Raw genomic sequence first — 24081 nt, 5'->3', positions numbered from 1 at the left:
CCTGCAAAAAAATACTGCAATCCGTTCTCCTTATCTTCCAAGCTGTTCTGCTTGCTGGATTTGGCACAGCCTCTCAGGAGGAAGCCGCTGCCGAGGTGTCATAGGGCCAGTCCCTCCGCCTCTCTAGATAAGAATATTATTTAGTTAAAATAAAAACCCTCTTCTAAAATAAGAAGAGGGCAATAAATAATAAACGTCATGACCTCTTCTTATCTTTCAAGCCGTGCTTGCTGGAGTTGGCACAGAATTAAATTCCGCTGCCGAGGTGTCATAGGGCCAGTCCCTCAACCTCTCTTGATAAGAAGTGTGTTCGTATTTTGTTTTTTTAAAACTTGATTATTAATTTAACGCATTAAATCATAGATGTCAAACATTTTTTAAAATAGTATATTTTTTATTTTGAAATAGTAAGTGATAAACTTTCCGGATGTTACATTACTATTCCTTTCATTCTATTTCCTATTCCTCGAAATATTCTTTAATTTCTTTTTCATTTGATCCATTAAAATAAGGGTTTTGTTCTGTTGCGTCTTTCTCGTCTAAATTCGTGCGAATGACTAGTGATGGACTTGAAGAATGCTTTGCAATTATTCGATCATCCAGCTTAGTGAACGACGGCAGCTTATTATTCCCGATGTTTTTGTTATCCATTGTAACACCTCCTTGTGTTAGCTTTGCTAACAGATACGTAAAATATCCATGCGAGGTTTTGGTTTTATCATAAGAAAAAAAAGGTAAGATAGTATTAAGTTATTTACCAAGGAGTGCTTTGGGGGGAAGAGGTTTGAGTATGTTTGATACGATATTAGATATTATAGACGATAAAGGTCCCATCTCAATGCCTGAATTATGTGATGAGATAAATGATAAGAATGGAAAAGCAGATATAGGGCAAAGTGTACAAATAGCTGACGTAGAGGCAGTCATTACGCGAAAAAAAGATTTATTCAAAGTTCAAGATGGATCTATAATGATTGATCCAAATAAAGATCCCATTCGATTGCGTGTTTCTTTAGGGGGTCATCCAGGGCCTTGGTATAAAATTAATATAGATTTTGCACAACAGCATTTTCATTATTTTGAGTGGCATTTGAGCAGGCATTCTAATACAAAAATACTTCCTAAAAGAGCAGGGAATCTTGCAGCGTTTAAAAGGCAAATGTATCGTTACTGCATATGGAACTGGTTAGAATTTTATGAAGACGATGGTTTAAGGTTAGAAGATACGTATTGGGATGTAAAACTTGAGACTAAAGGCAAAATATACAAAATGAAGGGTAACGATTCTTATCCGAAGGAATGGGCAAACTTCTGTATATCCTTGTCAAAATTGATCGGAAAGAGAATTTGTTAAGCTCCTATTTCTATTCATCAATCAAAATTGGCTGAGACATCATTAGAAATTCCAGCGAAACACAGCTTACATATTTAGTTCCGCACTATTCAAACTCGTAATGCAGACTTTGAATAAGTGCGGTTTTTTCTTGATAGAGGACCGCTATGCTTATTAATTATTAAAGCTGGTGGAGCTTAGCTTGATTAGTCTGCATCAAGAACCCGCAGTATAAATGCTTCATTTATGGCATCAATGAATAGACAATATTCATGCTCACAATCTACATTGAGCAGCAGCTGCAGCTCTTTCGGAATATATATTGCCCCGCCTTCGGTAATAATTCTTTTATTATTTGTTGTACCTGTCCGCGCTTTTTGAATAACCACCTGTTTCTTTGCATACGTAAGTTCAGCAAGCTTGCCGGGCAGCAGGCCGAACTCTTTTCGCCATTTACTTGGAAGCTGAATTTTACCTGTCTTGCTAAAATTTTTGCATTTATAAATATCAGGCATAGATGATCATCTCCATTTTGTTCATATATACCCTATTTCACCAATTCATAGATTAGAAACATGTTTGCATACTTTAAAAGCAATTCGTAAAAAATTTTTCCGGTACGCATAAAAAAACAGAGCTAACTTCAAACTGAATATAAAAAGGATGGGAGGCTTACGATGAAAGATAATCGTATGGATGATAAAGACATTATGCATCATTTATTAGAAGAACAAATTGCCTATATTTTAGTGGATGAAGAAAGAGAGCGTGCTAAAATAGAGCATTTGAGAAAGGCAGAACAACATGGTTTTGGTAAATAGTCTATTTCTGATTTTTTCATTAGTCTTTTCTGCTAATATTCACTCTGCAGAGCCGTTAGCACATCAATTCGTAGTGGTTCAAGATGGCTACGCACAGTGGGGAAGACTTGCCATGCAAACTGCGAAACAAAAATTCCCAGACGCTCAAATAGTCGATTATCGCTATGAGGGACGAACTGATGAAGGTGAGACGGCAATTGAGCAATTTAAATTGTGGGCGAAAAAAGGACAAGAGGAATTTGGCATTGTAATAAAAATTAGAGTAGATCAAAAAACGAATAAATTACAAAACATTCAAATATTAAAGACTAAACAATAATAATATTATGTAAACTATTAAGTTCAAGGTTATGCAAAAGGTTTTAGTTAAAGAAAAACAATAAATAACCCGAAGGATTAGCAGCAGTCATCATAAAAGGCTGTCTAATCTTTCGGGTTAGTTCTGTTGTTTGCTTGAAAACCAGCTGCGAATGATATAGAGGTATTAAATCAACAGGAAGTAATGGAAAGAAAGTTTCTCCAATGTCCTGCCAAAGCCTTCTCTCAAGAGGCAGCAAGATTTGTTTTAACTTCTCATTCTTCAATTAAATAAAGTACTGGAACTTCATGTTCACGCTCAGGTTCTTTCTTATAATAAATCCTAGCCGTTTTAGTGTTTTCATCTACATGTTGGATGATGACTGGCTCATCCATATAAGTGATGTTAAAGGTTTCTGCAGCAGAAGATATTTCAATGGCACGCCCAATATTCACTGATGTTCCTCCTATTTCATATATATAGGTTATTTTGTCATTTCAAGCGTATTTTATACGGAAAAATTTAGTAGAAATTGAATCTTTACGCCTGTAAAAATCAGAATTTTTATACTATAATTAAACATAAGTTTTTGAATGTTACACGGTTTTATGTGCAAAAAAATGGTGTTTGAAGAAAGGATGGAGGCTTTTACATGCAAATTCATTTTCATGCTAAGGAATTAATGGGTGAGGGTGATCCAATGGTTATTGCTACAGAAGATGGGATAGAAGTTACTCATCAATGCAAACAGAATCAATGTTTCATGTGCAGCGGTCATATTGATGATCCTGGAAATTCAAGATCAATCATAGAGACTGCCAGGACTGTACAGAAAAAAGTAGAGCCTCTTTATTTAGTAGAAATGTGCTAAGCTGGAAAATAGCATTTTAATTCTGTGTACAGTCGCCTTAAAGGGATGAGAACAGAGCTTCTTTTTCTTTGAAGGCAGAATACGTTATTTTTATGCTTGCCCATTGGCAAGTTTTCTTTGTTTTAGGGGATACCATAAGTTTTCAAATTTATAAATATATTCAAATAAAAACGAATGACAATTCATTTTCTCAATATAAGTATTTTTCTAATAAATAATATTTTATTTTCCACTATTTTCGTGTTTTTATCTTTGTATCTACGCCTTTAACGTGTTAAAATGGCTATGGAAACGTTTTATCCTCTGAAAAATAATATTATTCATAATCTTTTCCGTGTTTTTTAAAGCGGAGTTTCTGAATACCATTTAATGAGGATAAAATTTTAATATTATATAAAAAACATTTAAAAAGAGTTATGGAGGTAATTTTCCATGAAAAAGCCATCTAATGGCGAAGGGCCATTTGGTCTTGGTTTTCACGGCCCAAACCTCGGCTATGTAATTGAGCTTTATGAAAAATACTTAGAAGATCCACAATCAGTAGACGATGAAATGAGAATGTTTTTTGAAGAAAATGGATCACCATTCCAGGAAACTGGAACGTTATCTCAACCTGCACAAAACACAGAGCTTGCAGTAAGTGCCGGGCAATTGGAAAAGAGTCTGGCTGCTATTAAACTTGCTGACAATATTCGCTCTTATGGTCACTTGGGTGCGAATATTTTCCCGCTTAATGACCGTCCGGTTGAAGAAACGTTATTTGATTTAAACACATACGGTTTAACAGAAAATGATTTGATAAATGTGCCTGCACATGTAATTTGCACAGATGCACAAATCCCTCTTCGAAATGGGAAAGAAGCTATTGACTATTTAAAATCAGTTTATATGGGCCCAATCGCTTTCGAGTTTAACCATGTATACGATGCCAGCGAAAAAGAATGGCTTCGCCGCAAGGTTGAAAGCAATAGTGTAAGGGCTTCCCTTTTAAAAGAAGAGAAAGTAAAGGTTTATAAGCGTTTAACAGAGGTAGAAGAATTTGAGAAGTTTCTTCATCGCACCTTTGTTGGTCAGAAACGTTTCTCAGTAGAAGGTTTGGATACACTAGTGCCGCTGCTTGATGAAATTGTTTCAGAATCAGTAGGTGATGGTGCCAAAACAATCAATATTGGCATGGCCCATCGCGGACGTTTGAACGTTCTGGCACATGTTCTTGGTAAACCATACGAAATGATTTTCGCAGAATTTCAGCATGCGCCAAATAAAGATTTAGTTCCTTCAGAAGGTTCCATTGGCATAAGCTATGGCTGGACAGGAGATGTAAAATATCATCTTGGACTTGATAAGCAAATTAAAGCTGAGAATACAACAGTTGCACGGCTGACATTGGCAAATAATCCAAGTCACCTTGAATTTGTAGGTGCTGTAGTGGAAGGATACACTAGAGCTTCTCAAGATGACCGCTCTGCATCCGGTTATCCAAAAGTAAATCTCAGCAGTGCATTGTCCATTATTATACATGGTGACGCTGCTTTCCCGGGACAGGGTGTAGTTGCTGAAACGTTAAATCTTGGTCAATTGACAGGGTATGATACAGGCGGGTCTATTCATCTAATTGCAAACAACACAATCGGGTTTACAACAGAATCACATGATTCACGTTCAACAAGATATGCGAGTGATTTAGCAAAAGGGTATGAGATCCCGATTCTTCATGTGAATGCAGATGATCCTGAAGCTGTTGTATCAGCAGCCAGATTGGCATGTGAATACCGTGCTAAATTCCAGAAGGACTTTTTAATTGATTTAATTGGCTATCGCCGTTTTGGCCACAATGAAATGGATGAACCTATGACAACGAATCCGCTGATGTATAACATTATCCATCAGAGACCAACGGTTAAAGAGCTTTATGGAAAACAGCTTCTAGAAGAATCCTCCCTTTCAGAAGGGGAAGTAAAGGGAATTCAAGACGAAGTACTGGCAAAACTGACAGCTGCGTATGAAAAAGTGCCAGCCAAAAAGAAAACAGTGCAAATCGAGGATATGAATCCTCCTGAATTTGTTGATAAAGAGCTTCCTTTTATTTCTACAGCGGTTTCAATTGATAAATTGAAACAAATGAATGAAGAATTGTTAACATGGCCGCAGGATTTCAAAGTTTTTGACAAGCTGGGTAAAATCTTAAAACGCCGTACAGATGCCTTAGAAGGAAATGGGAAGATTGATTGGGGATTAGCGGAGACACTTGCTTATGCTTCCATTCTGGCAGATGGAACGCCGATTCGTTTAACTGGACAGGATTCAGAACGCGGAACTTTCGCACAGCGAAATGTTGTCCTTCATGATCATACAACAGGAAAAGCATATTCACCATTGCATAAGCTGCAGTCTGCAAATGCTTCCTTTGCCATCCATAATAGTCCATTATCCGAAATGGCTGTCCTAGGTTTTGAATATGGATACAATGTTTTTGCACCTGAAACACTTGTATTGTGGGAAGCACAATATGGAGATTTTGCCAACTCAGCTCAAGTGATGTTTGACCAATTCATTGCTGCGGGCCGTGCAAAATGGGGGCAGAAATCTGGTCTTGTTATGCTCCTTCCTCACGGATATGAAGGTCAGGGACCAGAGCATTCAAGTGCAAGATTAGAGCGTTTCTTAATTTTAGCTGCTGAAAATAACTGGACTGTTGCCAATCTGTCTTCTTCAGCTCAATACTTCCATATCCTAAGAAGACAAGCGGCTATTTTAAATAAAGAGGAAGTTCGTCCGCTCGTCATCATGTCGCCAAAGAGTTTGCTTCGTAATCCACTTGTTGCTTCAAATGGCATCGAGTTGAGTGAAGGTGAATTTAAGTCTGTTATTGAACAAAGCGGACTAGGTGAAAATCATGAGGCCGTAACAAGAATCGTTCTAGCAACAGGAAAAATGTCAATTGATCTGGCAGAAAGCCTGAGTAAAAAAGAGGATATGGATTGGCTTCATGTTTTACGTGTTGAAGAAATCTATCCATTCCCTTTAACAAAAATAAAAGAAATTATGAGTCGCTATCCAAACCTTCAAGAAATCATATGGGTTCAGGAAGAGCCTAAGAACATGGGGGCATGGACATTTATTGAACCTCGTCTGAATGAGATCGCACCTGAAGGATCCGCTGTAAGTTACATAGGCAGACGCCGGAGATCATCACCTGCTGAGGGAGATCCAAATGTGCATAAAATGGAGCAAGCGAGAATAATCGAAGAAGCATTAACACGTAAGCAATAAGGGAGGAAATTAAGGTGGCAGAAATTAAAGTTCCTGAATTAGCAGAATCGATTACGGAAGGTACGGTTGCACAATGGTTAAAACAGCCAGGTGATGCAATAAACAAAGGGGATTATATCGTTGAGCTTGAGACAGATAAGGTTAATGTGGAAATCATCTCAGAATACAGCGGTGTGTTATCAGAATTAAAAGCACAAGAAGGCGACACAGTAAATGTTGGGGAAACGATTGCTGTTGTTAGCGAAGGCGGAGAAGCGCCTGCACCTGCTGCATCAAAAACTGACGAAGCACCGGCTGTACAGCCGAAAGAAGAAGAGCAAAAGGCACCTGCTGCTGCTGAAAAAGCTGAAGAAACTGCTTCAGCATCCAGTAAACAGCGTCCGATTGCTTCACCTGCTGCTAGAAAAATGGCCAGAGAAAAAGGAATTGATTTAACTCAGGTGCCAACAGCAGATCCATTAGGCCGAGTGCGTGCACAAGATGTATCTGGTTTTAATCCTGAAGCAAAATCAGTACCAGCTGCGCCGGCACCGGCACCAAAAGCACCATCCCAGCCTGCAGCAGCTTCAGCAGACAGCAAGCCGGTTGAACGAATTCGGATGACTCGCCGCAGACAAACGATCGCAAAACGTCTTGTTGAAGTTCAGCAAACAGCTGCAATGCTAACAACATTTAATGAAGTCGATATGACAAACGTTATGGAGCTTCGTAAAAAACGCAAAGATAAATTCCAGGAAGAAAATGATGTTAAACTTGGATTCATGTCTTTCTTTACAAAAGCTGTTGTCGCTGCTTTAAAACGCAGCCCGCTGCTAAATGCGGAAATTCAAGGCGATGAGCTTGTGCTTAAGAAGTTCTATGACATTGGAATTGCTGTTTCAACGGATGAAGGGTTAGTTGTTCCGGTTGTCAGAGACGCGGATCGTAAAAATTTCGCTGAAATTGAAAAAGATATTGTTGGCCTTGGCAAAAAAGCAAGAGACAATAAATTGGCTATTTCAGACCTGCAGGGCGGTACTTTTACCATTACAAACGGCGGTGTGTTCGGCTCATTACTGTCAACACCAATTTTGAATGGACCGCAAGTGGGTATTTTAGGAATGCATTCCATCCAATTGCGTCCAGTTGCGATTGATGCAGAAAGAATGGAAAACCGTCCGATGATGTATATTGCATTATCCTACGATCATCGAATTGTTGACGGAAAAGAAGCGGTTACGTTCTTAAAGCGTGTGAAAGAGCTAATCGAAGATCCTGAATCTTTATTATTTGAAGCTTAAGAGAAACGGGGGCCTTTGGCCTCCGTTTTTTATTTTAGGCTCATTACTGAGCGATTGTTGTTCTTGGTCATCACTATAAAGAGGTGAAATAGTTATCTGATTTTAATTTTTCTTGTTTTGCAATTGAGGTAGCGGTGAAAATAAGCGGAGATTTTACCCTTATTTCAAAAATTAAGCTATTTTATTGCGAAATAAGCGGAGTTTTTCCGACTATGTTGAATAAAATCGCTGATTTACAAGTTTTTCGGTCAGTTAGTCGGAGTTTCTCCGTTTATTTAAGCACAAATTTAGCAAATTTACGATTTAAGCGGAATTCTTCCGTCTATTTATGAGAGATTTATAAACCTATAGTTTTGGAAAATCTAATTAATTACTTTGCCTGTTAATATGAAACATAAACGTGTGAGACACCTGATCAGGATCGAAACCTTCTCAGTTAGAGTATGAGTACACCATCTGGACATCAAACCAGTAAAATGGGTTTTACATAAAGGATCAATGAGGTTTTAAAATGTTGCATTAAGGAAACATTTTGGTTGTTGTGCATAAAATGGAGTAAAAGCAGGAGTGGTGATCATGAAAGGAAGGAAAGAAAAGATCGTACTATACAGTACACTGCTTCAAAAAGCAGGAATTTTAACAAAAGAGGACCTGGATTCAATTGCAAGTTTAAATCATATCTCATTAAACAAGAAAAAGAGAGAGAATGGCCAAATATAAAATAAAAAAGAACGGAAGAGGATCTTCCGTTCTTTTCGTATTATTAATCTTTAAATGGCTTTAATCCGCGTCTTTGAATTTCTGACTTTAACATTCTAATCCATTCCTCTTCAGACCCTGACTTTAATGCATCACGATACGAGACGACCAACTGTTCATTACTCATAATTTTCAATGTGCATACCTCCTGGTTAAATGGATTGAATTTTCTATCTTTTGTTCATTGTAAAGGATGTGTTAAGATTTGAAAAGCAATATGTTCGTAAAATTTACAAAAGGAATGAATTACCACTATTTCCAGGATCCTATCCTGCTTGCCTTAAGAATGATAAAATAAGGATTATGTTTTAAATAGAGGGGGGACTAAATGTGAATATTACATTAGATCATGTCGTTCATTTTATAGCAGAAACACCACAGAATATTGTAGATACGTTTCAGAATAAAGGAATACATGCTGTAGCAGGAGGAAGCCATCAAAGTTGGGGAACATACAATAGTCTTCTGTATACGGCATCCTCATATATTGAATTCTTTGCAATTGAACATGATGAAATTGCAGCAGAAAGTGATAATCCTTTAGTAAAACATCTTAGAGAGAAAATAAAAAAGAAAGAAGGCATTGGGCAGATTTGCTTTAGAACAGATAATATTAATAATCTGCAGCAGCATCTGCACAATCAAAATCTTAAAACACTGCCTATATTTGATGGCAGCAGAGTACGTGATGATGGAAAACGAATACAATGGAAGATGCTTTTTATTGAAGAGACGGATCCTTCTATACCATTTCCATTTTTCATCGAATGGGCCGAGAATGATGATATTAGATTAGCAGAATTAAAGAATTCAGGGTTTATTCACCCAACACTTGAAAATAGTTATATTGAGTTGATACAATGGCCGGTACCTGATTATAAACAAGCAGCACGCTCTTTGAGTCCTTTATTTCAAGAAAAAATGGTCATAAATGATGCTATGCAAATCACACAGATAACAGCTGGAAAGACTAAAATTCAACTGTTTTCAGAAGATGGACAAGAATCGTTGATAAAAGAATGTAAAATCAAAATAAGTCCTCCACTCAAAAACGGACCACTTTATGTAAACGGAGTAGTATATGAATAAGCCGTAATTGGCATCCATTATAAATGGTTTCAAAAAAATGAAGTGAATATAAAGCTTCATTTTTTTTATTTATATAATTTGTGTAGTATAAGATATTTTAAAATCTATTAAGAATATAAGTGCAAAGAAAGTATAATAAATATTGAATATTATAAATTTTTTGATATTATAATATGAAAGCGCTTTAATAAACAAATTATTGAAAGAAAGGGCTGGGTATATGAACGGATTGATGAACAAAACAGTAGGGCAATTGCTTGAGGAGAAGGCTGCGCTGTATCCAGAAAAGCAAGCCCTAATTTATTCTGATCGAAATTTACGACTTACCTACCAACAATTCAATGAATCTTGTAATAAAGCTGCAAAGGGATTCATGAAGCTTGGAATTAATAAAGGTGATCATCTTGCAGTTTGGTCCAGTAATATTTCCGAATGGGTAACGACTCAGTTTGCAACCGGGAAAATGGGGGCTGTGTTGATTACGGTAAATACAAATTACCGAAAAGCGGAGCTTGAATATTTGCTGAAGCAATCAGATACCTCAACACTAATATTAATGGAAACATATCGGGATACCTCATATATTGAGATGTTATATGAGCTTGTTCCTGAATTGGCAGATGCAGAAAAAGGAAACCTAATGATTGAGAGATTTCCATATTTAAAGAATGTGATTGTAATAGGAGAAAATAACTATCCTGGTACATACAAGTGGGATGAAGTAATAGAGATGGGCATAGCTGTTACAGATGAAGAGTTGGAGGAGCGTCAGAAAAGCCTTCAAAGTGATGATGTCATTAATATGCAATATACATCTGGTACAACAGGATTTCCAAAAGGAGTAATGCTTACCCATTCAAATATTATAAACAACGCTTTTCAAATCGCAGGCTGTATGAAGCTTACAGAAGATGATAAATTGTGTATACCTGTGCCGTTTTTTCATTGTTTTGGATGTGTGATTGGCACACTTGCGAGTGTTTCAGTAGGTGCTGCCATGGTGCCAGTTCAAGAATTTAATGCTGCAGAGGTATTGAAAACGGTAGAGAAAGAGAAGTGTACAGCTTTGCATGGAGTGCCGACAATGTTTATTGCGGAATTAAATGATCCTAATTTTGCCACTTATAATCTTAGCTCATTAAGAACAGGCGTTATGGCCGGCTCAAACTGTCCCATTGAAGTGATGAAGGATGTTATTCATAAAATGGGTGCAGCTGAGATTACCATTTGTTATGGACAGACTGAATCCTCCCCTGTAATTACGCAAACAAGAGCCAATGATCCACTAGAACTAAGAGTTGAAACGGTAGGAAGAGCATTGCCAATGGTTGAAGTGAAAATTACAGAACCTGGTACCAGCAAAGAATTGCCAATTGGCATGCAGGGAGAACTTTGTACAAGAGGATATCATGTAATGAAGGGTTATTATAAAAACCCAGAAGCCACCAAGAATGCCATTGATGAAGAAGGCTGGCTTCATACTGGAGACTTGGCTGTTATGGATGAGAACGGATATTGTAAAATAACCGGGAGACTTAAGGATATGATTATTCGTGGCGGTGAAAATATTTATCCGCGTGAGATTGAAGAATTTTTATATACTCATCCCGCCATCTTGGATGTGCAAGTAGTTGGCGTGCCAGATGCAGTATATGGAGAAGAAGTAGCGGCGTGGATCATCCTCAAAGAGAATGCCAATCTCAATGAAGAGTTATTACGTTCTTTTTGTGCTGGCCGTATCTCTCGCCACAAGATTCCGCGTTATATTGAATTTACAGAATCTTATCCAATGACTGCTTCAGGTAAAATTCAAAAATATAAGCTCAGAGAGCAATCTATTGAAAAGAAGACACATCAAAATTTATAACATTATAGGTTCCTTTCACCTCATCCAAAAGATGTATGAATGTTCATTCTTCGTGCCAATGTGAACAGGATGCATCGTTACTATAATGAAATGGAAGGTGTTGAGGCAAGAAAGGAGCAACCACAATGAATATTGATATCTTTACAATGGAAATGCTTAAAAAAGAAAGAGAAGAAGAACTAAAGGGCATTCTCGATAACATTCATTTAAATAAAGTGAAGAAACCTGCATTTTGTAAACTGCCTATTATAAAAAAATTTGACTATTGTCAATGTAAGTGCTTAATGGCTCAGTAGATCAATACTATTTTGTCTATTAAGCTCCTGAACCTTCATTTCTGCCCCTTTAAACAGCGGATATTCTAAAAGGATTTTGTTTTTACGCTGGAGAATAAGGTAAAGAGAAGAAGGTAAGGGGGCTATATTTGTGAGTGATAAATACAAACTGTTTGTTTATGGAACCTTGAGAAAGCACGAACAAAATCATTTTCTATTAGAAGGCAGCAGATGCCTTGCTCAGCAAGCATGGGTATATGGAGAGTTATTTGATACTGGGTTAGGCTATCCGACAATGAAGGGATCACATTTAGAAAATAAGGTATATGGCGAGCTATATGAAATCAATCCTGAGCAATTTAAAGAGCTGGACGAGCTGGAAGATTATATACCTGGTGATCCGGATAATTTATATAACCGAATAGAACAAGAAATCCATACAGATTCAGGCATAGAACATGCATTTGTTTATGTATCTAATCGAGATGATCTTTTAGTTAAGCCAATCGTTCATGGGGATTGGAAGCTAAATAGACTATTGGAGAGGAAACCAGACAAAATATTTTATTTCGCTTATGGTTCTTGCATGGATATGGAACGTTTTAAGGCAGCAAAAGCAGATCAATATTTCCGCACCATTCGGGGAGTTGGTATGTTAAAAGGCTATTCAATGAAATATGTATTTCCAGGTGTTGATGGAGGAAGAGCAGATATAGTGGAAAATGGCGGTGAAACGGAAGGGATTTTATATGAGATTCCCTATGATGGTGTTGAATATTTGTTCCAGAGAGAAGGTTTTTATGGGGGATGGTATCGACCGGTTTTCGTCGACATAGACTTGTTCGATGGAAGGAGAATTACAAATGTCTTAACCTTCCATGTTTACAACAAAAAAGAAGAAATAGCACCACCTCTTCATTACGCAGCAGAAATACTGAGAGGAGCAAAAGGGAGGCTTAGTGAAAAGTATTTTGCACAGCTGGAGGAGCAGTTAAAAGGCTTAGGTTTAGACATTTAATAAACCATAGTTATTCATTCAAAATGTACATGCACATCATGCAAAATCAGTGTGCAAAATGTTTAATACATGCTGAGCTGGTGGTAAAGATAGATGCCAACAGCTTAGAAAGAAGGTCATTTAATGAATACTATTGCAGATATCGGATTAATTGAAATTGAATACAACCATCAGCAATATGAAAATATGGAATTCATTAGAGTCGATCGCATACAGAATATAACATATATTACTCTTAAACATGTGTTAACAGGTGAAATGTATACATTTGAGGAAAATAAGATCCAATCTATTCGCAAAAAGATGAAAATAATGCCTCAAAAGACTCTACAACCGCAAAATCAGCTTGCAGATAATGATTCATATTCTTTATACTAAGAGAGAATGGAATATGAAGGAGTGTCATACAATGATTCATCAAACATGGAATGAAAAACCTACACTTAAAAAAGTAAAATGTGTTCATACAAATGCAGCCAAATATATTGTGAACAGAGCCTTAACAGCTGGAAAAACGTATGATGTTAAAAACGAAACGGAGGAGTTCTATTTCCTCGTTGATAACTCCGGAAAAGTTAGCGGTTTTTATAAAGATTACTTTGAAGAGATGTAATGAGTGATTATAAAATGCAGGCTTGTACTTGTTTTTAGTACATAGTGGCACACAACCATCTGGTTATGATATACATCTCTATTTTAAAATGATAAGAAAAGGCAAGCTGCAAAACTTCAGCTTGCCTTTTATCATGGGAAAATGAATGGTGCTATAGATGGTCAGTCATTTTGAGTTGGAAAAATTCTGCGCACCATTTCGTTAAATTCATCAAAGAATCCTTCTGCTGGTTCCCCATTGCGGATATCATCAGCGTAGGTTGTCATACGATTATTAAAATCTGGATCAAATGATACATATACATTATTGATATCCTGGTCAACCGACTTAACTTGATCAGAAATTTTATTTTCCAGTGTACCTCTTGTCTCTAGGTTCCTGACATCCTCAAGTGAAGCTGCAACATAGGCGTTATTATCTGTGACAATGACATTGGCGCGATCAACTTCCTGCATATCTGTAATTTTGTCCGCTACACGATCAGCAACCTTCATAGATCGGTTGATTTCATCATCGGCATTGTTAACTCTATCGCCGCCATTTAAACGGTAGTCGTTAAGCTCTTGATTGCCATTATTATCTATATTATAGGATCGTGTATTGCCATTATTTTCATTTGTTCTGTTCATTCGGTCATTATTTTCATAATTTACACGAAGGGGTTCGTTTAGGTTTCTATCATCAAATGCAGTATCATTGAGGTTGTTGTTATTGGCACCACATGCTGATAGCATAATGGCTGCAAAAGCTGTCCCAATTAGTGCTTTTTTGTTTATCAACTGGATCACTCCTTCTCTTCATTATCTTTTTTAGAATGTGTAAAATACATTTAGTTATGTAAGATGTTAAAGTGGGAGTTAAAGGCAATCGGGATATAGTAAGGAGTTTTTAGTATTGACGTATATATATGTTGGCGTTGGCGGAATGATTGGAAGTGTAATGCGCTTTTTTATTGCGTCATTGCCATTTAGTACAGTTCATTCATTTCCATTTGCTACTTTTTTAACCAATATGTTAGGTTCATTCCTATTAGGCATACTTGTTACAAATTCGGCAAGGTTAAAGATAAACCGGCACCATCAGCTTCTCTTAGGAACTGGAGCTATTGGTTCTTTTACAACCTTGTCAGCAGTGAGTGCTGAAACAGCAAGGTTAATATCTGAAGGAGAACAATTAATTGCATTTATTTATATTTTCTCTTGCGCACTTGGAGGGATTTTGGCAGCTGCTCTGGGATTGAAATTTGTAGTAAAGCGCAAGGAGGAGACTCATTCATGACCATCCTTTTAGTTGCTGCAGGTGGTTTTTTAGGGGCTGTTTGCCGGTATTGGGTGTCTATATTCTTTTCAAGCAGAACCAATAGCAGAATCCCATATGGCACACTTTCGGTTAATTTGATTGGGTCCTTTTTATTGGGCTTGCTTGCAGGCAGCGGTTTGAAAGGGGATCTCTATGCCTTATCTGCAATAGGGTTTTTGGGGGGATTTACCACTTTCTCAACACTTTCGATTGAGCTTGTAAACATGTTTAAACATAAAGATTATGCTTCTTTTTTCTTCTACTTGAGTATCAGCTACTTTGGCGGCATCTGTTGTGCGTTTACTGGGATGCTGCTAATCATGGCTGGTTAGAAGAGAAGCTGAAATATACAATCGCAGCAAAAAAGCGCAGAATCACTCTGCGCTTTTTGTTTATGCTTCATTATTAACTAGACCAGATGGTTCTTTCTTCTGCTGATATAGCTTGCGTCCTAACCAGGATTGGAACATTAAGAAAATGCCTCCAACCGTCCAGTAAAGCGGCAGAGCAGCAGGTGCATTTAACGAAATAAACACGATCATGATTGGAGAAAGCAATCCCATAAATTTCATTTGCTGCTGCTGAGCAGCAGGCAAACTTGTTTGAGTAAGCTTGAATTGCAGAAAGTAGACAATACCAGCTAATACTGTAATCCATATATCTGACTCTCCAAGGTTAAACCAAAGAAAAGAATGTGTGGCAATTTCTTCTGATCCTCGAATAGCATAATAAAAGCCCATTAATATTGGCATTTGAATAAGCATAGGCAGACAGCCAATGTTAAGCGGGTTGACTCCATGCTTTTGGTAAAGCCCCATCATCTCTTGCTGAAGCTTTTGCTGTTCTTTCTGGTTCTTTGTTTCTTTTAACTTCTTTTGAATCTTTTCCATTTCAGGCTTCAGAAGGTCCATTTTTTCTTTCATAACCTGCTGGTTCTTATATTGTTTCATCATCAGCGGCATTAATAACAGCCTAACTGCTAATGTAATAATGATAATAGCAATCCCAAAATTATCATTAAAAAACATGCCAACATAATGAATGGAAACAGCAAATGGGTTAACAAAGACGGTATGGAAGAAACCTCCGTCACTTCCCTGCGATTGACAGCCTGCAAGCAGTGCTGCTGATAAAATAATCATCGTAAACATTAAAAGCTTTTTGTTTAATTTCAAGTATGTTCAATTCCCTTCTGTTTTTCATTTTAGTGATTGAAACAGATAGGGAGGTGTGATGCTGTATCGTCATTTGGTGCTTCTTTTCTGCGGATACAAACAAATAGGAACCGCAATTCAAAGTTTACATTTAAAGAGTCACTAATTTTTAAAATATAATCCTCTATATGAAGTGAAAACTGCTTCTGATATTTATTGGGCTTTAAATGAATGGATTCTGTATTCCAAACCCATGCAAATTTAGCAGTAAAGACGATGAATAAACTAGCATATAATGTGTAATGTGCATAGTTGTTGCTAATTTCTAATATAAAATCCGTCATTTATTCACCTCTTTTTTCTCACACCATTTGTTTGTTATATCACAAATTATACAGCAATTTTCCTCTAACCACAATGGCAGGAGCAAGAAGCGATATAGCTGACACGATTGGCAAGATCGCCATTATAAGTGAGTTTATATTGTGCATAAAGAAAGTCAGTTACAAAAAAGCTATCTGTGAGATGTAAAGCAATACAGTTTAGGAAGGATCAGTTTATTCCTTTTTTAGGGTTGCTATTGGGGAAGTTTTCCTTATATCATTAAATGGCTGACTTTCCTTATTGCAATTATTTGACGGAAAGTTCACTAGGAAGAATTGGAGGAGTAATTTGTCTATTATTAAAAAGAAACACGTTGTAACAATAGCAAAAGTGATTATTCCGCTGGTGATCTTGGGGATCATTTATTATGAAGCTCAGGGGATTATGAAGGATTTTAATTGGAGTTTGTTAAATTTGTATATGGACAGGCTGTCTGTTCAGCATATTATTTATATCTTTATTCTCGGTCTCATTGCACTTTTTCCTATGTATTATTATGATGTTATTCTTGTAAAGTTATTCAAGATCGAAATCTCAAATAGGAAACTGTTTTGGATGTCGTTATCCGCTAATGGATATTCGAATTTAGTGGGATTTGGCGGTGTTGCAGGAGCAACATTACGTTCAATGTATTTTCGGCGCTATGTTCAAAATGACGTTCCATATATTAAAATTATTGCCAAGCTGTCATTATTTTATTTAACCGGTCTATCTATTTTATCTTTTTTAATTATCTTATTTGACGGCCGTTTTTTAAATGAAATGAAAATGGCAAAAATTGCGGTCATTGCTGTGGCAGCCTATACACCAATATTGTTTGTTATTTTCTCTCTTCGTAAGAGTACATGGAATCTTGAAAACGTTAAAAAGTCTTATCTTGGAGAGCTTTTACTGATCTCTTTCTTCGAATGGCTCTTTGTAGTGATCTGTATTTGGGGAATATCCAATATTTTGGGTGTGCATATTTCACTTCTTTCTATTTTACCTATTGTGATTTTATCTTCATGTGTTGGAATTATCAGCATGATTCCAGGTGGAATAGGATCATTCGATTTTGTTTTTTTAATAGGGATGGAATTTTATGGAGTTCAAGCGGAATTGTGTTTATTAATTCTTTTATTTTACCGGTTAAGTTATTATTTGTTTCCTGCCATTCTAAGTACTCCATTTGTTTTGAATGAACTATTTCGGAATCAGCGAAAGAATTATTTATAGAGTTAACATAAATAGAAGGTTAATAAAAGCATTGGGGGAATTGTTTTGCATCAAACTCATTTTGAAATTATACATGCTTACAAAAATAATGAACATACGGGAGTATTGCCCGATTGGCTTGATATGATTGTTTCAGCAGAAGAGATCACGCAAAATTATGAGTCAGTCGAAGCTGTGAATCATATGAGTTCATCTCACCTTTTTGATTATGTTTATCGTACTCTTGCTATTCTTGAGGAAATAAAAGGTGAGCGGGATGAAATTTATTACATGCTATCTACAGTTCTGGCTTATAGTGAAATTTCAAAAGGCGGCAGTTACAGTCAAAGGAAAAGATGGAGTGATCAGGGCTATCAGCTTCAAATTCACAATGAAGCATCTGCTCATATCTTTAACGATCTTGTTTTTTATGAAAATCCTGAACGAAAGGATCTGACTTTTCAGCTGATTTTCACACATGGATTAATTGGTCAATACATAAGAGGGGAATCCCGGCTTCAATCCTCAATAAAATTAATTGTTAGCTTAAAGAAGTTTTATCATGACAAACAAATAAGAGAAATGCTTATGATGTTAAATGAGTGTATTATCAGGGCGGTGTCTGAAAAAATATGGAGTGAAGTAAAAGATGAAGCAGCAGAGATCATTGACCATATAATAGATGGAGAAATAAAGCAAACCTCCAGAGAACGTCTCTTCAGGTTAACAGAAGGCAAGTATATCGAGGGAGAGATGAACCCTTCTATTGAAGCGTTAATTGAACATGCTGATATTTGGTATGCTGCAGCTGCCTTACATGATTTTTCTCTTTTAGATATATTCACTATTATGGAATTAGCTGCAGATCATACAGCTTCTTTACAGATAAGGCATATTCATTTTGGAGAATTTATGGTGCAAATGCATTATGACTATAAAGGGATTAAACATACAAATATTTATCGAAAACGAGTTATTGAGAAATATTTGCTGGAATATCGTCAATCCATGAAACCAGATGAGACACATGTGTCATTTAAGATGGATTATGATAAAGAGGCACAGTGCGCCTTCATTTCCTTTGCATTTTCTGATGTTGGCGAAGCTTTAATCCGTTTTTGCGTAGAGGCAGAAAAAGTGGATTTGATGCATTCCAGAGCAACCATCATGTTATTTGACTTTTTTGGCCTAAGAAGAGATGCGTATGACCGCTTTCACAATGAACAGGAATATTTAGAAGGTATGAACAAAGCAGCAGATGATAAGCGGATCATTCTCGATTATTTAAAAGGAAACAAAATAGTCGATATCGGTCCAGGCGGCGGCATAATGCTTGATATGATTGAAAGAGAGACAACGAATAAAGATATTATAGGTATTGATATTGCTGAAAATGTGATCGAAAATCTGCTGAAGAAAAAGGATGAAGAGCAGCACACATGGCATGTCATGAAGGGTGATGCACTTCAGTTAGCAGATACATTTTCTGCTGAATCTGTTGATACGATTATCTTTTCTTCGATTTTACATGAACTATTTTCTTATATCCCGTTCAAGGGCCGCAGGTTTAACCATGAGGTAATTGGTGAGGCCCTGCAAAGTGCATTCTCAGTTTTAAAGCCAGGGGGAAGAATTATTATAAGAGATGGGATCATGTCGGAGAATAAAGATGAATTCAGAAGAATCCGTTTTAAGGATGAGAAATGGATGACCTATTTAGAACAATATGCAAAAGAATTTAAAGGCAGAAAAATTACTTATGAAATAATAGCGGAAGATGAAGTGAAAATGCTGATTAACGATAGCATGGAGGCATTGTACACACTAACATGGGGACCAGAAGCCTTTGCACATGAAGTGCAGGAGCAATTTGGCTACTTTACACCGGCAGAATATGATGAATTTATTAAGAAAACACTAGGGGAAGAGGCAAAGATTATTTGTTTAAAGCATTATTTGCAGGAAGGATACCCCGTTCATTTAGGTGAGAAAATACTGTATATGGATGAGTTTGGAAGAGAAGTTGCTTTACCAGATAGTACATGCTTGATCGTTATTGAAAAGAGAGAAACTAATTATAACTAGGGAATTAAGGGGTATTGCCTAAATGGTTCTGTGAAGCTAGATGATTTTTGTCTTATAGGCATATTTTCCTCAGACTGCTTAGAATGTATGATACAATCCTTATATATAGTGATTACATGTAAAGGAAAGAATATGTGGTAATGGCAAATAAACATGAAGAGATAACAATACAGAAACAACCAATGACAAAAATTTTAGCTGCAACAGTTAAAACAGGAATTATAAAATCGAATCTAATTCCTATGTTTGCTGGACTTACATTGGCAATATACACGTATGATTTAGATCTTATAGATCAAATCCCGAATATATTTTTTGCCCTTATTGGTTCAATTTTAGTGATGGGAGCAGCTGGTGCATTTAATAACCTGTATGACCGGGATATTGATGCTGTAATGGAAAGAACAAAGCAAAGACCAACTGTTACAAATGAAATAACATTTTCTAAAGCATTATGGCTGGCAATCATTATGACAATCGCAGGAATTATTTCGCTAGCATTAGCCTCACCATTAGCTTCCATCATCGGTTTTGCGGGCTTGTTCTTATATGTGGTGCCATACACCATGTGGAGCAAGAGAAGAACCGTCTATAATACGGAAATCGGGAGTCTGTCTGGAGCTACACCTCCATTGATTGGCTGGGCTGCTATTAATCCTGAAATTACCCATCCAGCGGTATTAGGATTATTTATTATTACGATTATTTGGCAAATGCCGCATTTTTACGCAATTGGCATTCGCAGACATGATGAATATAAACGTGCTGGTGTGCCTATGCTTCCTGTTGTAAAAGGGATAAAACGGACATATTGGCAAACGAATTTTTATCTGGTTTTATTGATCTTAACAAGCTTTCTTTTTAGCTCTTTAAGCATGGGTTTAACACTTGTTTCTTTTCTGCTTGGAGGCGGATGGCTGGCTTTAAGTATTTACGGATATCATAAAATGGATCCGGAAAAATGGGCAAAAACAATGTTTATCTATTCGCTTTTGCATATGACCATTCTTTTTTCAACAGTCATAGTCTACTCGCTAGTAGGCACGATCTTTAATTTATAGGCAGAAATAAAAAGAAGCCAAGGCGTCTGAAGAACGCTTTGGCTTACTTTGTGTTTTATTTAAGCTGATTTCTTCGCTGTATACTCTGTAGGCAGTAAAAGCTTGGCTGATTGCAGCCGTTTCCTTACTAAAACACCAATCCATGCAGCCATTGCGGCTTTAATAAGACCAACAATGATGAATGGTGTAAATCCGCCGGCAATAGCAGCAAGCCAGGACATATCAGCAGCAATCTTTAGCCATACTGTACCGAAAATAAGTGCGATCAGCATACCGATTGTATTGGCGATCATTGCCTGTAAAAAGGTAAAAGCGGTTTTCTCCATATAAAAGCCCATTATAAAAACGGCAGGAATGAAGCCAATTAAATATCCGCCAGTTGGTCCAACAATGGTAGAAAGCCCACCTGAAAATTCCGCAAAGACAGGGACACCAGCAGCGCCAATCATTAAATATAAAAGAACAGAAAAAGTGCCATATTTTGCCCCTAAAATAGTTGCAGCAAGTCCGATTGCCAGTGTCTGGCCTGTAATCGGTACGGGAGGAATAGGAATGACCATCTGTGCCATCACACCGATCACTGCCGCAAATAGAGCGGTAACAATCATTGATCTAAGTTTAATTTGTTCGCTGTTCATATGTATCTCCCTTTCTAAATATGTAAACTATCTTTCTTTGTTAGTTTACATTATAAAGAAAAGGATGGTTTTTAGTCAACTAATTTTTATATTAAGTTTACTATTTAACTCCATAAATAATCGCTTAAAGCACCACGGAATAAGTTTGTATCAATATTGCATGTTTGAGCGTCAAGACCATATTGCCATCCATAGATTTGTGAACCTTCAGGAGCTTCTGGATTATATGCTGGCGCATTTTCCTTCGTCGTAATCCCTACCTGTGGAGAGGCGGTCCAAATAATCATATCATTCTGCAAGTCAGAATGATTTTCAGCCGCTGCAGCATATTCTGTAAATAATGCTCGTTCTGAATCAAATACCCCGTACACACCAGGAACATAAGAAGATTCACTTATTCCCTCATAATAACCGCGAATAAATTCACTATCTACCGGATAATTTGGTTCAATATCCGCAAAAATGGCAACTCCTTCTGGTATTCCAAGCTGCCTTGCTTCTTCAATTGCTTGTCTAGCTTCGTTTTGCCCATTTTCGTAGCCTGTGGCATTGGTGAAATGATTCCATATAATTAGGATTTCAATTCCTTCAGTATGAAGAAGTTCAATTTCTTCAGGGGTAATACCAGCAGATACACCTTCCTTTTCCCCTAAATATCGGCCCCAGATTGCTGGATCACCAAAGTTTTCACGTACACAGGAAAGCAAGTCGTTTGTGGTTAGACTTGCCGAGTCTACACCCCAAACGACTTCTTCACTTCCGTTTCCGTTACCGCTGGCATTTTGATCGCTGCTGCTTTGATTCGAACTTTCTTCACTAGAATTCTGGTCATTTTCAGCATCATTACTCTCATCAATGCTTTGATCTTGATTGGATGATGCACCATCAGTATTGTTTGTAATATCATTTTGAACGTTTACGTCGACATTAACGTTAATATTGTTAGTTATATTGTTATCAATTGAATTATTGTTTCCGTTTTCTATTTGATTATCTATCGAATTATTTATATTTGCTTTATCGCTATTAACATCATTTTCAACATTATTTATAACACCGCTTTCTCCGCCGCTAGCTGGTTCGGATTCCCCGGTTTCATTGGCATGCGTTTCTCCGCTTGGGTGATCTTCCTTACTATCAATAAAAGAAAATAGAAATATAGACACTACCGCTGCAGCAAATGCTGTGATGGCATAAGATAGCCATTTTTTTCGATTCAATGTTCCTTGCCTCCTTCGGCATATAGTTGTCAATACTTTGTGGGTAAGATCCATACATCCTATGCACAATGAGAGGGAGGCGTGAAAAAGCAAAAATTAGTGAGTAAGAGAAAAAAAATAGGGAAAATAAAGTAAAAGACTTTCTTTCTTGGAGAAGATTGCATATAATAAAATTAACAATTAACATTTTGTTAAATATAAAAGGTGGTGACGTTTTAACAATTGGATATGAACCAAAAATATCGTACACCTGATGGCTATACGGCTGATATTGCTGTTTTCACGATTGTCACTGAAAAAAGAGAGGCTTTTAAACCTCCTGTTATGTCATTGAAAATCATGCTTATAAAGCGCAGTGAATTGACTGCTGAAGGAACAGAAAATATTGAGGCAGGAAAGTGGGCACTTCCTGGAGGTTTCGTCAAAGATAGTGAAAATGGACTGGAAGCTGCTGAAAGAGAATTAATGGAAGAGACAGGCATTCAAAATATTCATATGAAGCATTTTGGAGTGTTTGATCAGCCTGGAAGGGATCCGCGCGGCTGGATTCTTTCAAATGCCTTCTACGCTCTAGTGCCTGAACACTTATTAAAAAGCCGTCAAGCAAATGATGATGCAGCAGATGTTGCCCTTTTTTCAGTTGCCGATGTGCTGCAATCGGAATTAGCTTTTGATCACCAGGAAATAATCAAACAAGCACTTGAAATGGTTACCAAGGTTATGCTTCAGACAACCGCAGCTAAAAACTTTCTGCCAGATGAGTTCACATATTCAGAGCTTCAAGCTGTGCTCTCAACCGTCACAGAGGATTCTGCCATTTTGAATGAGCAATCTTTTGCAAGAAAGATTAAAACATTGCCGTTTATTGAATTAGCAGATGGAAAAACAACACAGCGGACATCCAAAAAAGGAACAAAGCTCTATCGCTTTATTGATATGGATATCGTAAATCCAATCTATACCGCAAGATATTAATGAAGGAGGAATCAGTGTGAAGAAAGCTTTAATAGTCATTGACTACACAAATGATTTTGTTACAGGTGCATTGCCATGCGGAGAACCTGCCATCAAGATTGAAGATAAAATCACTTCATTAACGGAAGAGTTTATAAATGCAGGAGATCCAGTCTTTTTTGCCATCGATTTGCATCACGAAGGAGATCCTTTTCACCCAGAAACTGCATTATATCCTCCGCACAATATAGCTGGAACTGAAGGAAGAAATTTATATGGGAAGCTTGCAGATGTGTATGATAAATATAAATTGGAAAACCATGTAATATGGAAAGATAAAACACGATACAGCGCATTTGCCGGAACCAACATTGAGTTGCTGCTTCGCGAAAGAGGTATTCAAGAGCTGCTTCTTGTTGGGGTCTGTACAGATATTTGTGTGCTTCATACTGCTGTTGATGCATATAACAAAGGATTTAAAATCAATATTCATAGTGATGCAGTTGCAAGTTTTAATGAAATAGGACATGAGTGGGCACTTTCCCATTTTAAAAATACTTTAAATGCAAACATAATCTAAAGGAGAAGGTGAGTC

The 24081-nt window shown here is 37.0% G+C and carries 29 protein-coding genes and 2 riboswitches; of the genes, 20 read left to right on the top strand and 9 right to left on the bottom strand.

Features of this window, described 5'->3' with window-relative positions; all coding sequences use genetic code 11:
• Positions 1–27 precede the first annotated feature (27 nt).
• A riboswitch (SAM riboswitch) is annotated at positions 28–134 on the bottom strand.
• Positions 135–206: 72 nt separating this feature from the next.
• Positions 207–304, bottom strand: a riboswitch (SAM riboswitch).
• 155 nt (positions 305–459) lie between these two features.
• Positions 460–651, bottom strand: coding sequence for a hypothetical protein (locus tag J1899_RS12510; RefSeq protein ID WP_066445097.1), 192 nt, complete (start codon positions 649–651; stop codon positions 460–462).
• Between the two features lie 133 nt (positions 652–784).
• On the opposite strand from J1899_RS12510, the gene J1899_RS12505 reads away from it, so the two are divergent.
• The gene (locus tag J1899_RS12505; RefSeq protein ID WP_214474055.1) at positions 785–1354 is read left to right on the top strand and encodes a hypothetical protein; all 570 of its coding nucleotides are present in this window, start codon (positions 785–787) and stop codon (positions 1352–1354) included.
• Between the two features lie 185 nt (positions 1355–1539).
• On the opposite strand, the gene J1899_RS12500 is transcribed toward J1899_RS12505, so the two are convergent.
• On the bottom strand, positions 1540–1848 hold the full coding sequence (locus tag J1899_RS12500) for a hypothetical protein (RefSeq protein ID WP_066445102.1): 309 nt from the start codon (positions 1846–1848) through the stop codon (positions 1540–1542).
• Positions 1849–2010: 162 nt separating this feature from the next.
• On the opposite strand from J1899_RS12500, the gene J1899_RS12495 reads away from it, so the two are divergent.
• Both J1899_RS12495 and J1899_RS12490 read left to right on the top strand, forming a co-directional pair.
• Entirely contained in the window at positions 2011–2154 is a 144-nt protein-coding gene (locus J1899_RS12495; RefSeq protein WP_180320213.1) for a hypothetical protein, read from the top strand.
• A complete protein-coding gene (locus tag J1899_RS12490) occupies positions 2138–2473 on the top strand; it encodes a DUF3889 domain-containing protein (RefSeq protein ID WP_214474054.1) in 336 nt (111 codons plus the stop codon). The genes J1899_RS12495 and J1899_RS12490 overlap by 17 nt, the downstream gene beginning before the upstream one ends.
• Before the next feature lie 254 nt (positions 2474–2727).
• Here J1899_RS12490 and J1899_RS12485 read toward each other — a convergent pair whose 3' ends face one another.
• The gene (locus J1899_RS12485) at positions 2728–2907 is read right to left on the bottom strand and encodes an H-type small acid-soluble spore protein (RefSeq protein ID WP_214474053.1); all 180 of its coding nucleotides are present in this window, start codon (positions 2905–2907) and stop codon (positions 2728–2730) included.
• Between the two features lie 197 nt (positions 2908–3104).
• On the opposite strand from J1899_RS12485, the gene J1899_RS12480 reads away from it, so the two are divergent.
• The 4 genes from J1899_RS12480 to J1899_RS12465 all read left to right on the top strand — a co-directional run bounded on the left by J1899_RS12480 (position 3105) and on the right by J1899_RS12465 (position 8596).
• On the top strand, positions 3105–3323 hold the full coding sequence (locus tag J1899_RS12480; protein WP_066445106.1) for a hypothetical protein: 219 nt from the start codon (positions 3105–3107) through the stop codon (positions 3321–3323).
• A 432-nt stretch (positions 3324–3755) separates the two neighbouring features.
• Positions 3756–6596: a 2-oxoglutarate dehydrogenase E1 component gene (locus J1899_RS12475; RefSeq protein ID WP_214474052.1), complete on the top strand. Its 2841-nt coding sequence runs from the start codon at positions 3756–3758 to the stop codon at positions 6594–6596.
• A gap of 14 nt (positions 6597–6610) precedes the next feature.
• Positions 6611–7876 (top strand): 2-oxoglutarate dehydrogenase complex dihydrolipoyllysine-residue succinyltransferase, encoded by a 1266-nt coding sequence (gene odhB / locus J1899_RS12470; protein ID WP_214474050.1) that lies wholly within the window; start codon positions 6611–6613, stop codon positions 7874–7876.
• 576 nt (positions 7877–8452) lie between these two features.
• Positions 8453–8596, top strand: a complete 144-nt coding sequence (locus tag J1899_RS12465; RefSeq protein WP_214474049.1) for a hypothetical protein — start codon at positions 8453–8455, stop codon at positions 8594–8596.
• A 43-nt stretch (positions 8597–8639) separates the two neighbouring features.
• Here the strand turns inward: J1899_RS12465 and sda are convergent, their stop codons facing one another.
• Positions 8640–8762 (bottom strand): sporulation histidine kinase inhibitor Sda, encoded by a 123-nt coding sequence (gene sda, locus J1899_RS12460; RefSeq protein WP_371806975.1) that lies wholly within the window; start codon positions 8760–8762, stop codon positions 8640–8642.
• A gap of 203 nt (positions 8763–8965) precedes the next feature.
• Between sda and J1899_RS12455 the strand changes: the two genes are divergently transcribed.
• The 6 genes from J1899_RS12455 to J1899_RS12430 all read left to right on the top strand — a co-directional run bounded on the left by J1899_RS12455 (position 8966) and on the right by J1899_RS12430 (position 13497).
• The gene (locus tag J1899_RS12455) at positions 8966–9724 is read left to right on the top strand and encodes a VOC family protein (protein ID WP_214474048.1); all 759 of its coding nucleotides are present in this window, start codon (positions 8966–8968) and stop codon (positions 9722–9724) included.
• Positions 9725–9953: 229 nt separating this feature from the next.
• Entirely contained in the window at positions 9954–11591 is a 1638-nt protein-coding gene (locus J1899_RS12450) for an AMP-binding protein (RefSeq protein ID WP_214478829.1), read from the top strand.
• 125 nt (positions 11592–11716) lie between these two features.
• Positions 11717–11887 (top strand): hypothetical protein, encoded by a 171-nt coding sequence (locus J1899_RS12445; RefSeq protein WP_214474047.1) that lies wholly within the window; start codon positions 11717–11719, stop codon positions 11885–11887.
• Positions 11888–12017: 130 nt separating this feature from the next.
• Positions 12018–12884 carry a gamma-glutamylcyclotransferase gene (locus tag J1899_RS12440; RefSeq protein ID WP_214474045.1) on the top strand — a complete coding sequence of 289 codons (867 nt, stop codon included), beginning with the start codon at positions 12018–12020 and terminating at the stop codon, positions 12882–12884.
• 123 nt (positions 12885–13007) lie between these two features.
• A complete protein-coding gene (locus J1899_RS12435; RefSeq protein WP_066445125.1) occupies positions 13008–13262 on the top strand; it encodes a hypothetical protein in 255 nt (84 codons plus the stop codon).
• Positions 13263–13293: 31 nt separating this feature from the next.
• Positions 13294–13497: a DUF6501 family protein gene (locus J1899_RS12430; protein WP_066445130.1), complete on the top strand. Its 204-nt coding sequence runs from the start codon at positions 13294–13296 to the stop codon at positions 13495–13497.
• A 161-nt stretch (positions 13498–13658) separates the two neighbouring features.
• Here J1899_RS12430 and J1899_RS12425 read toward each other — a convergent pair whose 3' ends face one another.
• A complete protein-coding gene (locus J1899_RS12425) occupies positions 13659–14276 on the bottom strand; it encodes a YhcN/YlaJ family sporulation lipoprotein (protein ID WP_214474041.1) in 618 nt (205 codons plus the stop codon).
• Between the two features lie 115 nt (positions 14277–14391).
• On the opposite strand from J1899_RS12425, the gene J1899_RS12420 reads away from it, so the two are divergent.
• Both J1899_RS12420 and J1899_RS12415 read left to right on the top strand, forming a co-directional pair.
• A complete protein-coding gene (locus tag J1899_RS12420) occupies positions 14392–14775 on the top strand; it encodes a fluoride efflux transporter FluC (RefSeq protein WP_066445132.1) in 384 nt (127 codons plus the stop codon).
• Positions 14772–15128 (top strand): fluoride efflux transporter FluC, encoded by a 357-nt coding sequence (locus J1899_RS12415; protein WP_066445134.1) that lies wholly within the window; start codon positions 14772–14774, stop codon positions 15126–15128. Before J1899_RS12420 ends, J1899_RS12415 begins: the two co-directional genes overlap by 4 nt.
• A gap of 60 nt (positions 15129–15188) precedes the next feature.
• Here the strand turns inward: J1899_RS12415 and yidC are convergent, their stop codons facing one another.
• Positions 15189–15971 (bottom strand): membrane protein insertase YidC, encoded by a 783-nt coding sequence (gene yidC / locus J1899_RS12410; RefSeq protein WP_246586473.1) that lies wholly within the window; start codon positions 15969–15971, stop codon positions 15189–15191.
• Positions 15972–16000: 29 nt separating this feature from the next.
• A complete protein-coding gene (locus J1899_RS12405) occupies positions 16001–16294 on the bottom strand; it encodes a hypothetical protein (protein ID WP_066445138.1) in 294 nt (97 codons plus the stop codon).
• Positions 16295–16622: 328 nt separating this feature from the next.
• On the opposite strand from J1899_RS12405, the gene J1899_RS12400 reads away from it, so the two are divergent.
• From J1899_RS12400 to cyoE, 3 genes are all read left to right on the top strand, one after another.
• On the top strand, positions 16623–17549 hold the full coding sequence (locus tag J1899_RS12400) for a lysylphosphatidylglycerol synthase domain-containing protein (protein WP_066445142.1): 927 nt from the start codon (positions 16623–16625) through the stop codon (positions 17547–17549).
• A 45-nt stretch (positions 17550–17594) separates the two neighbouring features.
• Positions 17595–19613 carry a class I SAM-dependent methyltransferase gene (locus J1899_RS12395; RefSeq protein ID WP_066445144.1) on the top strand — a complete coding sequence of 673 codons (2019 nt, stop codon included), beginning with the start codon at positions 17595–17597 and terminating at the stop codon, positions 19611–19613.
• Positions 19614–19753: 140 nt separating this feature from the next.
• On the top strand, positions 19754–20674 hold the full coding sequence (gene cyoE, locus J1899_RS12390) for a heme o synthase (protein ID WP_066451579.1): 921 nt from the start codon (positions 19754–19756) through the stop codon (positions 20672–20674).
• Positions 20675–20733: 59 nt separating this feature from the next.
• On the opposite strand, the gene J1899_RS12385 is transcribed toward cyoE, so the two are convergent.
• Both J1899_RS12385 and J1899_RS12380 read right to left on the bottom strand, forming a co-directional pair.
• Positions 20734–21312 (bottom strand): biotin transporter BioY, encoded by a 579-nt coding sequence (locus J1899_RS12385; protein ID WP_066445147.1) that lies wholly within the window; start codon positions 21310–21312, stop codon positions 20734–20736.
• A 104-nt stretch (positions 21313–21416) separates the two neighbouring features.
• Positions 21417–22532, bottom strand: a complete 1116-nt coding sequence (locus J1899_RS12380; RefSeq protein WP_246586472.1) for a glycoside hydrolase domain-containing protein — start codon at positions 22530–22532, stop codon at positions 21417–21419.
• 228 nt (positions 22533–22760) lie between these two features.
• Between J1899_RS12380 and J1899_RS12375 the strand changes: the two genes are divergently transcribed.
• Together J1899_RS12375 and J1899_RS12370 are read left to right on the top strand one after the other, a co-directional pair.
• A complete protein-coding gene (locus tag J1899_RS12375; RefSeq protein WP_066451581.1) occupies positions 22761–23507 on the top strand; it encodes an NUDIX domain-containing protein in 747 nt (248 codons plus the stop codon).
• Positions 23508–23523: 16 nt separating this feature from the next.
• Positions 23524–24066, top strand: coding sequence for a cysteine hydrolase family protein (locus J1899_RS12370; RefSeq protein WP_066445151.1), 543 nt, complete (start codon positions 23524–23526; stop codon positions 24064–24066).
• The last annotated feature ends 15 nt before the right edge of the window (positions 24067–24081 follow it).

This window comes from Cytobacillus gottheilii, assembly GCF_018582665.1.
GTDB lineage: Bacteria > Bacillota > Bacilli > Bacillales > Cytobacillaceae > Cytobacillus > Cytobacillus gottheilii.
The sequence above is the reverse complement of the archived record's forward strand: the minus strand, read 5'-3'. Positions and strand labels throughout refer to the sequence as shown.

Bases quoted from the DNA above. Each gene is read 5' to 3' on its own strand.
- J1899_RS12500 (WP_066445102.1), bottom strand. From the start codon at position 1,848: ATGCCTGATATTTATAAATGCAAAAATTTTAGCAAGACAGGTAAAATT.
- J1899_RS12490 (WP_214474054.1), top strand. From the start codon at position 2,138: ATGGTTTTGGTAAATAGTCTATTTCTGATTTTTTCATTAGTCTTTTCT.
- J1899_RS12475 (WP_214474052.1), top strand. From the start codon at position 3,756: ATGAAAAAGCCATCTAATGGCGAAGGGCCATTTGGTCTTGGTTTTCAC.
- cyoE (WP_066451579.1), top strand. From the start codon at position 19,754: ATGGCAAATAAACATGAAGAGATAACAATACAGAAACAACCAATGACA.
- J1899_RS12435 (WP_066445125.1), top strand. From the start codon at position 13,008: ATGAATACTATTGCAGATATCGGATTAATTGAAATTGAATACAACCAT.
- J1899_RS12430 (WP_066445130.1), top strand. From the start codon at position 13,294: ATGATTCATCAAACATGGAATGAAAAACCTACACTTAAAAAAGTAAAA.
- J1899_RS12480 (WP_066445106.1), top strand. From the start codon at position 3,105: ATGCAAATTCATTTTCATGCTAAGGAATTAATGGGTGAGGGTGATCCA.
- J1899_RS12510 (WP_066445097.1), bottom strand. From the start codon at position 651: ATGGATAACAAAAACATCGGGAATAATAAGCTGCCGTCGTTCACTAAG.
- J1899_RS12495 (WP_180320213.1), top strand. From the start codon at position 2,011: ATGAAAGATAATCGTATGGATGATAAAGACATTATGCATCATTTATTA.
- J1899_RS12405 (WP_066445138.1), bottom strand. From the start codon at position 16,294: ATGACGGATTTTATATTAGAAATTAGCAACAACTATGCACATTACACA.
- J1899_RS12415 (WP_066445134.1), top strand. From the start codon at position 14,772: ATGACCATCCTTTTAGTTGCTGCAGGTGGTTTTTTAGGGGCTGTTTGC.
- J1899_RS12465 (WP_214474049.1), top strand. From the start codon at position 8,453: ATGAAAGGAAGGAAAGAAAAGATCGTACTATACAGTACACTGCTTCAA.
- J1899_RS12385 (WP_066445147.1), bottom strand. From the start codon at position 21,312: ATGAACAGCGAACAAATTAAACTTAGATCAATGATTGTTACCGCTCTA.
- J1899_RS12375 (WP_066451581.1), top strand. From the start codon at position 22,761: ATGAACCAAAAATATCGTACACCTGATGGCTATACGGCTGATATTGCT.
- sda (WP_371806975.1), bottom strand. From the start codon at position 8,762: ATGAGTAATGAACAGTTGGTCGTCTCGTATCGTGATGCATTAAAGTCA.
- J1899_RS12445 (WP_214474047.1), top strand. From the start codon at position 11,717: ATGAATATTGATATCTTTACAATGGAAATGCTTAAAAAAGAAAGAGAA.